We start from the raw sequence: 15,085 nt of genomic DNA, 5'->3' as shown, positions 1-15,085 counted from the left end.
AAGTCAGAGAGCTTGTAAAAAATTCTGCTGCGCTTGCCATCTTGGGGTCGGGCGGTGCTTGCCATCCTCATGGATTTCCACATACATTCCGGTGGCTGCGCTCCGGCCTCCCCAAACCTGGCTGCGCTCGCGACGAATTTTTTTCACAAGCTCAGAGAAACCGTTTCAGAATCTTCTGGCTCGTCGCGTCGAGCCTGTTTCGGTCGGGAATCAGGTAGTGGATGCCGTTGCTGTCGGCAATCAGGAGTCCGTTGGGGTGGATGCTGCCGCGCAGGCGGCGGATGTCGTCCTCGCTCTTGAGGATCAGCTCCGTGGTTCCCCGGTCGGTTTCGACCTGCCAGGTCGATGGGGTGGCGAAGCTCGAAACCTTGACGAGGCGCTGGATCACCGGCATGAACTCGCGCTGGGCGAATTCTTCCTCGATCAGGCCGCGCTGCGGCGCCGGCAGGTCGGAGAGTCGGTCGATCCAGACGAGTTCCTTGCCTTCGGCAGAGAGCAGCGCAATGCCTTCCTCCGGTGCGGTGAGCGCAAAGGCGCGCACCGGCGTGACCCCTTCGTGCGTCACGCCGTCGGCGCCGACATAGACGAGCTTGCCGAATGGGTTGCGGCTCAAGGTGAAGGTGGATGCGTTCATGCGACCGCCTCCCGTTCCGCGGCCTTGGGTTCGGGCAGCACGAGCGGCGGGGCCGCGTTCTTGTCGGGCTCGCCCAGCGGCGGCGGCTCGTCGAGCTGCTTGCTCTGCGCCATGTAGAGCCGCCAGTAGTGGCCTTGTTTCGCCATCAGCTCGTCGTGGTTGCCGATCTCGACGATCTTGCCGCGGTCCATCACGACGAGTCGGTCGGCGCGCCGCAGCGTCGAGAGGCGGTGGGCGATGGCGATCGTGGTGCGGCCGCGGATCAGGTTGTTGAGCGCCTGTTGGATCTCGAATTCGGTTTCGGTGTCGACCGCGGAAGTCGCCTCGTCGAGGATCAGGATCTTCGGGTCGATCAACAGCGCACGGGCGATCGAGATGCGCTGGCGCTCGCCGCCGGAAAGCGACTGGCCGCGCTCGCCGACCAGCGAGTCGTAGCCGAACGGCTGCCGGAGGATGAATTCGTGCGCATGGGCGGCGCGCGCCGCGGCGACGATTTCCTCGCGCGTCGCGTCGGGCTTGCCATAGGCGATGTTCTCGGCGATGGTGCCGAAGAACAGGAAGGGTTCCTGCAACACGAGGCCGATGTGCTTGCGGTAATCCGCCACGGCAACGCTGCGCAGATCGACGCCCTCGATGCGGATGCTGCCCTCGGAAACATCGTAGAAGCGGCAGATCAGATTCACCAGGGTGCTCTTGCCCGAGCCGGAATGACCGACCAGACCGATCATCTCGCCGGGACGGATGTCGAGGTCGATGCCGCGCAGGATGGCGCGGTTGCCATAACGGAAATGCACGTTCTGGATTTGGATCGCGCCCGTCACCGGCGGCATCGGCATAGGCTTCGCCGGATCGGGCACGCTGGAGACGTGGTCGAGGATGTCGAAGATGCGCTTGGCGCCGGCGGCGGCCTTCTGGGTGGTCGAGACGATGCGGCTCATCGCGTCCAGCCGGGTATAGAAGCGCGAGATGTAGGCGAGGAAGGCGGTCAGCACGCCGACGGTGATGCGGTCATGGGCGATCAGCCAGATGCCGGACACCCATACCACCAGCACGCCGATTTCGGTGAGTAGCCCCACCGTCGGCGCGAACAGCGACCAGATGCGGTTCAAGCGGTCGTTGACTTCGAGGTTGTGGCGGTTGGCGTCGCGGAAACGCTGCGCTTCGCGCGCTTCCTGTGCGAAGGCCTTGACGACGCGGATGCCCGGAATCGTGTCGGCGAGCACGTTGGTGACCTCGGCCCAGACGCGGTCGATCTGCTCGAAGCCGGTGCGCAGCTTGTCGCGCACGATGTGGATCAGCCAGGCGATGATCGGTAGCGGGATCAGCGTGATCAGCGCCAGCCAGGCATTGATCGAGAACAGGATCACCGCGGTCATCGCGATCATCAGCACGTCGGTGGCGAAATCGAGCAGATGCAGCGACAGAAAGACATTGATGCGGTCGGTTTCCGAGCCGATGCGCGCCAAGAGATCTCCGGTGCGCTTGCCACCGAAATATTCGAGAGAAAGCTTTAACAGATGCTCGTAAGTCATTGTTCTCAAATCAGCACCAATGCGCTCTGAGACGAGTGCCAGAATGTAGGTGCGCGCCCAACCCAAGCCCCAGGCCAGGCAGGCGGCACCGAGCAGGCCACCCAGCAGCCAGCCGACCTTGACCCAGTCGATCGGCGTGCCGTTCTGATAGGGGATCAGTACGTCATCCATCAGCGGCATGGTCAGATAGGGCGGCACCAGGGTCGCGGCGGTCGCCGCCAGGGTGAGCAGAAAGCCGGCGAACAGCATGCCCTGATAAGGTTTGGCGAAGCGCCACAGCCGCAGCAGCACCCAGGTCGAGGGCGGCGTGGAGAGTTCGCGGGCACAGTTGGGGCATTCCTCCTCGTCGGGCGGAATCGGCGCCTTGCAGATCGGGCAGGTCGCGGCGACTGCGGGTGCCGGGGCCGTCCCGCTCACCAGACTGTCGCGCAGGCGGTTGAATTCGCGCTCGAAACGCAGGGCGGCGGGGTTGCGGGCGAGGGTGTAGCGCCAGCGCGCGAGCAGGCGCCGGTCGTCGGTGAGTTCCAGTGTGCCGATGCCGCCATGATCGGAATGCGTCAGCTTCAGCGCCGCCGACAAAGGCCAGACTTTTTCTCCGTCGCGAATCTCGCGCGCCGTGAGTTGGATCAGTCCGGAGCGGAAATTCAGCTGCTCGTCGAGGTCGATTTCGAGGCTGGCGATGACCTGATCGGCGTTTGCAGCGGATTCTGTCTGGCGTAAAGTGGCGGTATCGGTCACGATGACGAAGAAACTGCCGGTCGGAATGGGTGCGAATGATACGGCGTGCCGTCCTGCCAGCGCCGATTTTTATTTTTTTGCACAATGTCAGCTTTTGCTGCATTAACGCGTTACTCGTCCGGAAGTTTCACCCCTACCCCACCAGAATGAAATCCATCGAATTCCTGAAAATCGTGCATTTGCGCGGGCCCAACATGTGGACCTATCGTCCCGTGCTGGAAGCCTGGGTCGACATCGGCGAGCTGGAAGATTCCCCGTCGAACACGCTGCCAGGCTTCACCGAACGGCTCGTTGCCTGGCTGCCCTCCCTGCAGGGACATCGCTGCAGTTACGACGAGGAGGGCGGCTTCATCCGCCGGCTCGAAGAAGGTACCTGGCCGGCCCACATCCTCGAACACGTCACGCTCGAACTGCAAAACCTCGCCGGCATGCCCGGCGGCTTCGGCCGCGCCCGCAGCATGGACACGCCTGGTCACTACAAGGTGGTGGTGCGTGCTTTTCATCCGGAAGTCACCCGCATGGCGCTCCATGCGGCACGCGATCTGGTCATGGCGGCGATCGACGATACGCCTTTCGATGTCGCGGCCACCGTCAAGCGTCTGCACGAGCTGGCCGACCGTCTGCTGCTCGGTCCCAGCACCGCCTCGATCGTCGATGCGGCCGACGCCAAACCGCGGCGCATCCCGCACATCCGCTTGAACGAAGGCAACCTCGTCCAGCTGGGCTACGGTGTCAAGAGCAAGCGCATCTGGACGGCCGAGACGGATCTCACCGGCGCCATCGCCGAATCCATCGCCTGCGACAAGGACCTGACCAAGACCTTGCTGGCCGCCTGCGGCGTGCCGATCCCCGAGGGCCGCATGGTCGACGATCCGGACGATGCCTGGGAAGCCGCGCAGGAAATCGGTGTGCCGGTGGTCGTGAAACCTTATGACGGCAATCATGGTCGCGGGGTTTCCCTCGAACTGATGACCGAAGCGGAAGTTCGTGCGGCGTTCCCCGTCGCCGAACGCGAGGGCGGCGGCGTGATGGTCGAACGCTATGTGCGCGGCGAGGAACATCGTCTGCTCGTCGTCGGTGGAAACTTGGTCGCCGCTTGCAAGGGCGAGAGCATCTACATCACCGGCGACGGCAAATCGACGGTGCGCGAGCTGATCGACAGTCAGCTGAATACCGATCCGCGCCGCGGCGATGCCGAGGAATTTCCGCTCGAAACCATCGACTTCGACAAGGATGCGCTCGTGCAACTGATCCTGAAGCGTCAGGGCTTTTCCGGCGATGACATCCCGGCCGAGGGTCAAAAACTGCTCGTTCAGCGCACCGGCACCTATGCGATCGACGTCACCGACGAGGTGCATCCCGAGACCGCGCAGGTGGCCTGTCTCGCTGCAAAGGTGGTGGGGCTGGACATCGCCGGGATCGACCTGGTGGTCGAAGACGTGTCCCGACCGCTCGACGAGCAACGCGGGGCGATCGTCGAGGTGAATGCCGGCCCCAGCCTGCTGATGCACCTGAAACCCGCGGTCGGCAAGCCCCGGCCGGTCGGCGAGGCGATCGTCGAACACCTCTTCCCGACGGGCGAGAATGGCCGCATTCCAGTGATCGGGGTGAGTGGCAGCCGGGATACCACGCTCGTTGCCCAAATCACTGCCCGCCTGCTGCAGCTTTCCGGTCTGCGCACGGGACTTGCCTGTGCCGAAGGGTTGTTCCTCGAAGACCGCTGCGTCGAGGCGGGCGATTGCGCGCATTGGGAATCGGGCCAGCGTCTGCTGATGAACCGCAGCCTCGAAGCCGCGGTGATCGAGAATTCCCCCGCCATGATCGCTGGTGAAGGGCTGGCCTACGACCGCTGCCAGGTCGGCATCGTCACTGCCATCGACAACCAGGCGCTGATGCCCGAGCACGGCATCACCAACGACGAGCTGCTGTTCAAGGTGATGCGCACCCAGATCGACGTGGTGCTGCCTGGCGGCATCGGCGTGCTCAACGCCGACGACGAGACGACGGCCTCCCTGGCGGATCTGTGCGATGGCGAGGTGATCTTCTTCAGCTGTGAGCCGGCGACGCCGCGGGTGGCCGAACACCGCGCCAAGGGCGGGCGAGCCGTGGTGCTGCGCGACAGCCAAGTCGTGCTGAGCACGACAGCGGTCGAGCTGCCGCTCATCGCCCTCGAACAGATCCCACTGCTGCAGGATTCCCGCGAACATCTCGTCGCCGTGCTGGCCGCGCTGGCCGCCGGCTGGGCGCTGGGCTTGAGCACCGATCTGCTGCGCGCCGGCATCGAAACCTATCGCGCCTTTGCCGACATCTGAACCATCATGGAAATCTTTCGCATCCGTGCCCTGCGTGGCCCGAATCTCTGGTCCCGGCATACCTCGATCCAGGCTCTCGTGCGCTGTGAGGAAAACGAACGTGCGATGAGCCGCCTGCCCGGCTTCGAAGCCCGCATCCGCGCGCGCTTCCCGCAAATCGGTGCGATGCGCCCCATCGGCTATGCCGGCGAGCTGTCGCTCGCCCACGCGGTGCAGTTCGCCACCCTCAACCTGCAGGCCCAGGCGGGTTGCCCGGTGTCCTTCAGCTGCACCGCGCCGACGACCGAAGCCGGGCTCTATCAGGTAGTCGTCGAATACAGCGAAGAGGCGGTTGGCCGGCGGGCGCTGGCACTGGCCGAAACCCTGTGCCGGGCAGCCCTCGATGACACGCCGTTCGATCTCGATGCCGCGCTGGCCGAGCTGCGTTCGCTCGACGAGGACGAACGCCTCGGTCCGTCGACCGGGTCGATCGTCCAGGCCGCCCAGGCGCGTGACATCCCCTGGCGGCGGCTGACCCGTGGCAGTCTGGTGCAGTTCGGCTGGGGCGCGAAACAGCGACGCATCCAGGCCGCCGAAGTCGATCGCACCTCGGCGATCGCCGAATCGATCGCCCAAGACAAGGATCTGACCAAGAACCTACTCCGGGCCGCCGGCGTGCCGGTGCCGGTGGGCAGAGTCGTGGATGACGTCGAGGCCGGCTGGCAGGCGGCGCTGGAAATCGGGCTGCCCGTGGTCACCAAGCCTTATGACGGCAATCAGGGCAAAGGGGTGACGGTCAATATCGTCAATCGCTCCCATTTCGAGATCGCTTTCGCGGCCGCCCAGGAAATCAGCGCGCACGTGCTGGTCGAACGTTTCATCACCGGCTACGACTTCCGCGTGCTGGTCGTCGGCGACCAGATGGTCGCGGCGGCGCGGCGCGAGCCGCCGACGGTGATCGGCGATGGCGTGCATACGGTGCGCGAGCTGGTGGATATCGTCAATAGCGATCCCCGCCGCGGCGAAGGGCATGCGACCTCGCTGACCAAGATCCGCTTCGATGACATTGCCCGGGCGCGGCTCACCGCACAAGGCTTCACCCCCGAATCGGTGCTGCCGAAGGGGGTGCGCGCGGTGCTGCGCAACAATGCCAACCTGTCGACCGGTGGCACCGCGACCGACGTGACCGGCGATGTCCATCCCGAGGTCGCGGCGCGCGCCGTCGCTGCAGCGCGCATGGTCGGGCTGGACATCGCCGGCATCGATGTGATCTGCGAAGACATCGGCCAACCGCTCGAAGTGCAGAATGGCGGCATCGTCGAGGTCAATGCGGCGCCGGGCCTGCGCATGCACCTCGATCCGTCCTATGGCAAGCCGCGCGACGTCGGCAAGGCCGTCATCGAGATGATGTTCCCGCCCAATGAAAACGGCCGCATTCCAGTCGTTGCCGTCTCCGGCACCAATGGCAAGACGACCACGGTGCGGCTGACCGCGCATCTCATTGGCCAGACCGGCAAGCGTATGGGCATGACGCTGACCGACGGCGTCTTTGCCAACGGGCGGTGTATCGACCGCGGCGATTGCAGCGGCCCGAAAAGCGCGAGGAACGTGCTGCTGCACCCGGAAGTGGATGCGGCGGTGTTCGAGGTCGCCCGCGGCGGCATCCTGCGCGAGGGCCTCGGCTTCGACCGTTGCGACGTCGCCGTGGTGACCAATCTCGGCATGGGCGACCATCTGGGGCTGAACTACATCATGACGATCGAGGAACTCGCCGTGGTCAAGCGCGTGATCGTGCAGAACGTCAGTCCCAACGGCATGGCGGTGTTGAATGCCGCCGATCCAAATGTAGCGAAGATGGCCAGCGCCTGTCCGGGCAAGGTGACCTATTTCGCCACCGACCCGCATCATCCGCTGATGATGACGCATCGCGCCCAGGGCAAGCGCGTGATCTTCCGCGAAGGCAATGCGATCGTCTGCGCCGAAGGCCCCCAGATCGAGCGTCTGGAACTCGCCGCGATTCCGCTCACCCGCAATGGCACGATCGGCTTTCAGGTCGAGAACGTGATGGCGGCGGTCGGCGCCGCCTGGGCGTTGGGAATCGACTGGGAGACGATCCGCAGGGGCTTGGCGACCTTCGTCAGTGACGCGAGCACGGCACCCGGACGTTTCAATGTCTTCGACTACCGTGGCGCCAAGCTGATCGCCGACTACGGCCATAACCCGGATGCGATCCGCGCGCTGGTTCAGGCAGTGGATGCACTGCCTGCCAAGCGCCGCTGGATCGTCATCAGCGGTGCGGGTGACCGGCGCGACGAGGACATCATCCGCCAGGGTGAGATTCTCGGCGGCGCCTTCGATGGCGCGATCCTTTATCAGGATGCCTGCCAGCGCGGCCGGGCCGACGGCGAGGTGTTGGCGCTGCTGCGCAAGGGGCTCGCCGGCGCGACGCGAACCAAGGAAATCGAGGAAATTCGCGGCGAATTCCTCGCCATCGACACCGCGCTCGCCAAACTGCAACCCGGCGATCTGTGTCTGATCCTGATCGACCAGGTCGAGGAGGCGCTGGCGCACATCGCGAAGCGTATCGCGGAAGCGAAGGGCTGAGCTGGGGCCGGCGGACTCCCGGGCGCCAATACCTCTCGCAAAGTCGGCGCTGGTGAAACGGCACCCGGCTTTCACACCGGCTTGATCTCGCCCCCCAACGCGACGAGCAGGTCGTCGAACATCCGGGCCAGCTCGCCGGCCATCAGCGCGAAATCGGCGTCGAACTGATCGTCGGCGCCTGCGGCCGCTTTTTCAGACTGCTCCTTGAGCACGTCGAGGAAGGCGAGCCGCTTGATGGCGAGCTTGTCGGTCAGCACGAAGGAAATCTTGTCGTTCCAGGTGAGCCCCAGCCGGGTGACGAGCTTGCCCGCGGCGATGTGCGCGGCGATCTCCGGCCCGCCGATGTCGTGATGAACGTAGCGGATCGCCGATTGCGAACGGCTCGCGGCGCGCAGCTCGAGATCGCTGTCGAAGGAAAATCCGGCGGGCGGCTCCTGGGCGGCGAGCCAAGCCGTCATCGCGGCTGACGGGGAAACCTGGGTTTGCAGCGGTCGCGGGGCGAGGTCGTCGATGGTGGTGAGCAGCACCTCCATGAATTCGTCGGCGCGTGCATCCGAGCCGGCATCGACTACCAGCCACCCATGCAGCGGATCGATCCAGGCCCAGGTGGTGCGGCGCTGCGAAAACGCCTTGGGCAACAATTCCTCCATCACCCGCTCGTAGAGGTCGCGCATTTCCTTGCGCCCGACCTTGCGGCCCTGCTCCCGTTCGATGATGGCGGCGCGCTCCTGGGCGGTCTGGCGGATCACCGTGGCGGGCAAGAGCTTTTGTTCGACACCCAAGGCCAGCAGCCACTGCCCTCCGACGGCATGGACGAAAGCGCCTTCCTGACGGGGGAATACCCAGCCGCGGCTCACCATTTCGAAATTTCCGCAGTGGGTGAGCGGGCGTCGGGCGAGACGGGTATCGACATCCGCCAGGTCGAGCCCGATGCCGCGTGGCAGACGATAAAGACGCAAGTTCCTGAACCACATGATGGCAATTCCCGAAAAAGCGCGCAGGATACCCGGCCAGCCAGCGCTTGGAAAACCTCCCCGAAATGGCGATGATTTGATATGTTTACGCCCCGTGCTGCTTTGCAGCAACGATAATTTGTCCAATAAGGAAATGCAGAAGAAGGCATCATTCATTCTGCGTTTCCATCAACCGGGAGTGGAAACAATGGCTAGCAAGAAGTTCGTCTATGCCTTCGAGGAAGGCGACGGCAAAAACAAGATGCTGTTGGGCGGGAAGGGGGCGAACCTCTGCGAAATGACGCAGATCGGCCTCAACGTACCGCCCGGCTTCACGATCACCACGGAAGCCTGTTTGGCCTACCTCGAACATGACGAGCTGCCCAAGGGCGCTTGGGAGGAAATCCTCGAACACATGAAGGCGCTCGAGAAAAAGACCGGCAAACAGTTCGGCGGGGCAGCCAATCCCTTGCTCGTCTCGGTGCGTTCCGGCTCGGCGATGTCGATGCCGGGCATGATGGACACGATCCTCAATCTGGGGCTCAACAAGACCACGTTGCAGGGCTTGATCAAGCTCACCGACAATCCGCGCTTCGGTTACGATGCCTATCGGCGTTTCATCCAGCTGTTCGCGAAGATCGCGCTGGGGCTGGAGGACAAGCCCTTCGACGAGGCGATGCTGGCGATGAAGCAGAAGGTCGGCGTCAAGCAGGACGTCGATCTGAAAGCCGAACACCTCGCCGAACTCTCCGAACAGTTCCTGCAGATCGTCAAGGATCACACTGGCAAGCCCTTCCCGGAAGATCCGTACAAGCAGCTCGAGATCGCCATCGGCGCAGTGTTCCGCTCCTGGAACGGCAAGCGTGCGGTCGATTACCGCAAGCAGTTCAAGATTACCAAGGAAATGGCCAACGGCACCGCCTGCAACATCGTCACGATGGTGTTCGGCAACATGGGCAACGATTCCGGTACCGGCGTGGGCTTCACGCGCAATCCGGGCACCGGCGAGAACCAGATCTATGGCGAATATCTCGTCAATGCGCAGGGCGAGGATGTGGTGGCCGGCATCCGCACGCCGAAACCCATCGCCGAGATGGAACAGGACATGCCGGAGATCTACCGCCAGCTGCTCGAGCTGCGCAACCGGCTCGAAGCGCACTACAAGGAAGTGCAGGATTTCGAATTCACCATCGAGCGAGGCACGCTTTACTGCCTGCAGACCCGCAATGGCAAGATGAATGCGGCGGCGATGGTGCGCACCTCGGTCGACATGTTCAAGGAAGGGCTGATCACCAAGGAAAAGGCGCTGCTGCGGGTCGATCCGGCGATGCTCGAACAACTGCTGGTGCCCCAGCTGTCGCCGAATTTCAAGGGCAAGCCGCTCGCCACCGGCCTGCCGGCCTCACCCGGCGCCGCTTCGGGCAAGATCGTCTTCGACGCCGACACGGCGGAGGCTCGCGGCAAGGCGGGTGAGAAGATCATCCTGGTACGCGAAGAGACCAAACCCGAGGATATCCATGGCTTCTTCCAGGCGCAGGGCATCCTGACGAGTCGCGGCGGCAAGACTTCACACGCCGCGGTGGTCGCGCGCGGCATGGGCAAGCCCTGCGTCTCCGGCTGCGAAGCGATCCACATCGACGATGTCAACCGCCAGGCGACCATCGGCGATACCACGCTGCAGGAAGGCGATGTGATCACCATCGACGGCAGCACGGGTAACGTCTATGCGGGCGAGGTGCCCACCGTGCAGGCCGAGTTCAACAAGGACATGGCGACGCTGCTCAAATGGGCCGACCAGGTCGCCCGTCTGAAGGTGATGGCCAACGCCGACACGCCGGAAGATGCGCTGCGCGCGCGCGAGTTCGGCGCGATGGGCATCGGCCTGTGCCGCACCGAGCGCATGTTCAACGCCACCGACCGGCTGCCGATCGTGCAGGAGATGATCCTCGCCGAAACGATCGAGGAACGCCAGGCGGCGATCGACCGCCTGCTGCCGATCCAGCGCGCCGACTTCAAGGCGATCTTCAAGGCGATGCGCGGCCTGCCGGTCACCGTGCGCCTGATGGATCCGCCGCTCCATGAGTTCCTGCCGACGGCCGCGCAACTCGAGCTGGAAATCGCCCACCTGCACCATTTGCGGGATTCCTTGAAGGCGCTCGAAGAGCTGCCCGAGACCTTGAAGCTCCTCAACCCGAAGCTCTACATGCAGTATGCCGATGGCCTGACCAAGTTGTCGCGCAGCATGACCGAGTTCAAGGACAGCCATCTCGAAGAGGACGTGATCCAGAAGAAGGAAAAGACCCTCAAGAAGGTGCGTCAGCTTGCCGAGGTCAACCCGATGCTCGGCCATCGCGGCGTGCGGCTGGGCATCAGCTACCCCGAGATCTACTCGATGCAGATCCAGGCGATCCTCGAAGCCGCCGCGCTGTGCGCCAAGGAGGGCATCGAGGTCTATCCGGAAATCATGGTGCCGCAGGTGGCGACGGTCGAGGAACTGGTGCGCATCCACGGCTATGTGAAGCGCATCCACAAGGTGGTCGAACTGACCCACGGCATCAACGTCGGCTACAAGTTCGGCAGCATGCTCGAAGTGGTGCGTGCCTGTCTGCGTGCCGGCCGCATGGCGGAGGATGCCGAATTCTTCAGCTTCGGCACCAACGACCTCACCCAGGCGACATTCTCGTTCTCGCGCGAGGATGCCGAGAACAAGTTCCTGCCGCACTACACCGAGGTGGGCATCCTGCAGGACAACCCGTTCGAGGTGCTCGACCAGAAGGGCGTCGGCGAGCTGATGAAGCTCGCCGTCACCGAGGGTCGCAAGACGCGTCCCGAACTCAAGGTGGGCATCTGCGGCGAGCATGGCGGCCATCCGGCTTCGATCCATTTCTGCCACAAGATCGGGCTCACTTATGTTTCCTGCTCCGGTCCGCGCGTGCCGATCGCGCGGCTGGCCGCGGCCCAGGCGGCGCTGCTCGATCAGGGTGGCGAAGTGACGAAGAACGCCTGATCTCTGTCGTGCCGCCTGCGCCAGACTCGGCGCTGGTGGCACGGCACATGGTTTATCCTTGCAGCTTCCCGACAGCCGAGGATAAGCCATGTTTACGATCGAAATCGTTGCCGACGTCGTCTGCCCCTGGTGCTTCATCGGCACCCGGCGGCTGGTGGCCGCCGTCGACCTGATCCGCAGTGAACGGCCCGACTTCCAGTATCGCAAGCACTGGTTGCCGTTCTTCCTCAATCCAGATACCCCTCCCGAAGGCGAGCCGTATCTTCCATTCCTGGAAAAGAAGTTCGGCGGACGGGAGAAAGTCGAGCAACTCTGGGCGCGCGTCCGCGAAGCCGGCCGCGCCTGGGGTATCGATTACGCGTTCGAGAAGATCCAATATCGCGCCAACACATTGAAGGCCCACCGGTTAGTTCATTACGCCCAGACGGTCGCTCCCGATCCGGCAAAGATCGACGCGCTGATCGAGCGGCTCTATGTCGCCCAATTCCAGCGCGGCGAGCACATCGGCGACATCGACGTGCTGACCGCCTGCGCCGCCGAGTGCGGTTACGACGGCCCGACCATTCGCGCCTATCTCGCCTCGAACGCCGACGAGGAGGGGGTGAAGCAAAAGGCCGCCGAGGTGCAGGCAATGGGCATCAACCAGGTGCCGACCTTCATCCTGCCGAACCGGCAGATCATCGTCGGCGCCGAGGATCCGGCGATTCTGGCCGACGGCATCAGGAAAGCGCTCGCCCTCGGATGAACGACGCCGACTATATGGGCATTGCGCTCGAGCTGGCGCGTGAGGCCGCCAGGCTCGACGAGGTGCCGGTCGGCGCGATCGTCGTCCGCGACGGCGCGATCATCGGCCGCGGCTTCAACCAGCCGATCTCCCGCCACGACCCGACTGCCCATGCCGAGGTGATGGCGCTTAGGGATGCGGCGGCGCGGCTCGGCAATTACCGCTTGCCGGGCTGCACGCTGTATGTGACGCTCGAACCCTGCGCAATGTGCATCGGCGCGATTTTCCACGCTAGGATCGCGCGGGTGGTCTTTGGCGCACGCGATCCGAAGACCGGCGCAGCCGGCAGCGTGATCGACCTGTTTGCCGAAGAGCGTCTGAATCACCACGCCGAAGTGGTCGGTGGGGTGCGGGCCGTGGAATGCGGCGCGTTGCTGTCAGCCTTTTTTGCCGCCCGGCGGCAGAAGACGGAAGTGGCCTGATGCACATCCGCATCAGCCTGCCTGCCCAGACCCTCGAACTGTTTGCTGCGAATGGTGAGCTGCTGCGGCGTTACAGCGTCTCTACCGCGGGAAAAGGCGCCGGCGAGCAGCGTGGCAGTTTTTGCACGCCACGCGGCAAGCACATCATCCGCGCGAAAATCGGCGCGGGTGCGCCGGCAAACACGGTGTTCGTGCGCCGCCGGCCGACCGGCGAACTCTGGACGCCGGAACTCGCCGCCGCGCATCCGGGGCGGGACTGGATCCTGACGCGCATCCTCTGGCTGTCCGGTTGCGAACCGGGCAAGAATCGACTCGGCGAGGTCGATACGATGCGCCGCTACATCTACATCCACGGCAGCCCGGACACCGTCGCGATGGGCGTTCCCGCATCCCACGGCTGCATCCGCATGAGGAACGCCGACATCATCGAGCTGTTCGAGCTCGTGCCGCCTTACACCGTAGTGGAAATCATCGCGTAACGATAGCGCCGCCGCTCGCCTTTCACGCCGCCAGGCAGCCAGCTTTGCTCGTCGAAAGTCACGACGCCGCCGGCACTCACGGTCAGCACGGTCGAGCTCCGCGTCCCATAGTCCGTGCCCCGGATGAAGGCCGCCGACAGGAGTCGTTCCCATTCGAGCGGCACGCCGGTGGCGGGCAGTGTGTGATCAGGGTGGGTGCGGTCGTCGCGCAGCAATGCCCACAGCCTGTGTTCGTCGGGAAGATGGGCCAGCGCGGCTTCCAGTGCCGTCTTGCCAGCGCCGACTTTCGGCCAGGGCGTGTCGAGCAGCGCGTTCGACAGGCCGTAGAGTCCCGGCGCCAGCTCGTGGCGCTCGTGCGTCACGTTGCTGAAGGCGACCAGCCGCCGACCGTCGCCGAGCAGCAGGTTGAAGCCGTTGTAATCATCGGGTGCGAGGGTATCGAGATAGGCATCGATGTCGGCTTCGCCGCAGAGGAAATCGGCGACCAGACGACCGCGTGACGGTGCATAGGGCTGATGATTGGCCGGATCGCGAAAATTGGTCAGCGCCGCGAAACGCCCCGCCCGCGTGATGCCCAGCCAGGTGCCGCCACCAGCGAGGTCACGACCGGCGAGCACCTGTGGGTGATCTTCCCAGAAGGCCGCCGGTGCGGTGGCCCGCACATGAAACTCGTCACGGTTGGCCGCCACCACGAGCGGGAACTCGGAATGGGCATGCCAGGCGACGAGGATCAGGCACATGACTCAGTCCACGGTATAGGGCAGAGGCAGGCGTTCGGCTTTCGGACCGTCGGGCGACCCGACATGCACGGCATCGGCTTCCATGCCCGAGGACTGCACGACGAGCAGCGCCTCGAAACCGCCTTCGGGTGCCGGCGCGCACAGCACGATGCTGCCGCAGTGCTGGTCGCCCGCTTCGGGCGTGAAGACGTTCGTGCCCGGCGGAAAGGCCCGATCGAGCCTTACCCGATACATGCGGCGTTTGACCTTGCCGAGATATTGCGTGCGGGCGACGATTTCCTGGCCAGGATAACAGCCCTTCTGGAAACTGACGCCACCGACGGCCGGCAGCTCGTAATTGACCATCTGCGGGGTAAACAGCTCCTGCGTCGCCGCCACGATGCGTGGGATGCCGGCGCGAATCTCGGCCAGATGCCATCGGGCGAGTTCGCCGCTCTGTTCTGCTGCCGGCAGGTCGGCACCGGCGGGAAGGGCGAGGACCGCCCGTCCGGCATCGAGGCGGATTACCGTGCCGCCTTCCCATGGCGCGGTCGTCATCGGCTCGGCCGGACCGATGTCGCCGCCAAGCACGCCGATCAGCTTGCGCTCAGCGCTGACGTCGCTCAGCTTGACCTTGCTGCGCAGGATGTACATCGAGAGTTTCTTCAGGATACCCGGCAGGATGTCGGCCGAGAGCAGCAGAAGAAAATCCGGACCCTCGCGCCAGATCAGGAAGCTGGCGATCATGCGGCCCTTGGCGGTGCACAGTGCCGCATGACGCGCGCCATTGGTCGGCAGGTGGTTGATGTCGTTGGTCAGCAGGTTGTGCAGGAAGCTTGCGGCTTCCTCGCCGCTGGCGCGGATCAAGCCGTGGTCGGAAAGCGGAATGAAGGTACTCTGGCTCATGCAAAATCCCCAATCA

At 64.3% G+C, this 15,085-nt stretch carries 11 protein-coding genes; 6 read left to right on the top strand and 5 right to left on the bottom strand.

The genetic code is table 11. The features are described from left to right. Positions 1-151: 151 nt before the first annotated feature. Positions 152-634: a cyanophycin metabolism-associated DUF1854 family protein gene (locus M52SOB_RS06465; RefSeq protein WP_131111109.1), complete on the bottom strand. Its 483-nt coding sequence runs from the start codon at positions 632-634 to the stop codon at positions 152-154. Beyond that, a complete protein-coding gene (locus tag M52SOB_RS06460; protein WP_284155234.1) occupies positions 631-2,904 on the bottom strand; it encodes a cyanophycin metabolism-associated ABC transporter in 2,274 nt (757 codons plus the stop codon). Before M52SOB_RS06460 ends, M52SOB_RS06465 begins: the two co-directional genes overlap by 4 nt. Before the next feature lie 146 nt (positions 2,905-3,050). Between M52SOB_RS06460 and M52SOB_RS06455 the strand changes: the two genes are divergently transcribed. Together M52SOB_RS06455 and cphA are read left to right on the top strand one after the other, a co-directional pair. Continuing rightward, positions 3,051-5,216: a cyanophycin synthetase gene (locus tag M52SOB_RS06455; RefSeq protein WP_131111107.1), complete on the top strand. Its 2,166-nt coding sequence runs from the start codon at positions 3,051-3,053 to the stop codon at positions 5,214-5,216. A 6-nt stretch (positions 5,217-5,222) separates the two neighbouring features. Next, positions 5,223-7,799 (top strand): cyanophycin synthetase, encoded by a 2,577-nt coding sequence (gene cphA, locus M52SOB_RS06450; RefSeq protein ID WP_131111106.1) that lies wholly within the window; start codon positions 5,223-5,225, stop codon positions 7,797-7,799. Between the two features lie 71 nt (positions 7,800-7,870). Here cphA and M52SOB_RS06445 read toward each other — a convergent pair whose 3' ends face one another. Further along, positions 7,871-8,773 (bottom strand): recombination-associated protein RdgC, encoded by a 903-nt coding sequence (locus M52SOB_RS06445; RefSeq protein WP_131111105.1) that lies wholly within the window; start codon positions 8,771-8,773, stop codon positions 7,871-7,873. A 187-nt stretch (positions 8,774-8,960) separates the two neighbouring features. On the opposite strand from M52SOB_RS06445, the gene ppdK reads away from it, so the two are divergent. The 4 genes from ppdK (at position 8,961) to M52SOB_RS06425 (ending at position 13,444) form a co-directional block, all read left to right on the top strand. Beyond that, on the top strand, positions 8,961-11,759 hold the full coding sequence (gene ppdK, locus M52SOB_RS06440; RefSeq protein ID WP_131111104.1) for a pyruvate, phosphate dikinase: 2,799 nt from the start codon (positions 8,961-8,963) through the stop codon (positions 11,757-11,759). An 88-nt stretch (positions 11,760-11,847) separates the two neighbouring features. Continuing rightward, positions 11,848-12,504: a DsbA family oxidoreductase gene (locus M52SOB_RS06435; protein ID WP_131111103.1), complete on the top strand. Its 657-nt coding sequence runs from the start codon at positions 11,848-11,850 to the stop codon at positions 12,502-12,504. Then, positions 12,501-12,965 (top strand): tRNA adenosine(34) deaminase TadA, encoded by a 465-nt coding sequence (gene tadA, locus M52SOB_RS06430; protein WP_131111102.1) that lies wholly within the window; start codon positions 12,501-12,503, stop codon positions 12,963-12,965. The genes M52SOB_RS06435 and tadA overlap by 4 nt, the downstream gene beginning before the upstream one ends. After that, positions 12,965-13,444 carry a L,D-transpeptidase gene (locus M52SOB_RS06425; RefSeq protein ID WP_131111101.1) on the top strand — a complete coding sequence of 160 codons (480 nt, stop codon included), beginning with the start codon at positions 12,965-12,967 and terminating at the stop codon, positions 13,442-13,444. The genes tadA and M52SOB_RS06425 overlap by 1 nt, the downstream gene beginning before the upstream one ends. Here the strand turns inward: M52SOB_RS06425 and M52SOB_RS06420 are convergent. Both M52SOB_RS06420 and ygfZ read right to left on the bottom strand, forming a co-directional pair. Then, complete coding sequence (locus M52SOB_RS06420; RefSeq protein WP_131111100.1) at positions 13,417-14,184, bottom strand: NRDE family protein; 768 nt, start codon at positions 14,182-14,184, stop codon at positions 13,417-13,419. The two genes, M52SOB_RS06425 and M52SOB_RS06420, sit on opposite strands and share 28 nt — an antisense overlap. A gap of 3 nt (positions 14,185-14,187) precedes the next feature. Further along, entirely contained in the window at positions 14,188-15,069 is an 882-nt protein-coding gene (gene ygfZ, locus M52SOB_RS06415; RefSeq protein ID WP_172601763.1) for a CAF17-like 4Fe-4S cluster assembly/insertion protein YgfZ, read from the bottom strand. Positions 15,070-15,085: the final 16 nt, after the last annotated feature.

Source organism: Sulfuricystis thermophila (assembly GCF_004323595.1).
Taxonomy (GTDB): Bacteria; Pseudomonadota; Gammaproteobacteria; order Burkholderiales; family Rhodocyclaceae; genus Sulfuricystis; species Sulfuricystis thermophila.
Note: the sequence above shows the minus strand (reverse complement) of the source record. Positions and strands in the feature narration are given on the sequence as shown.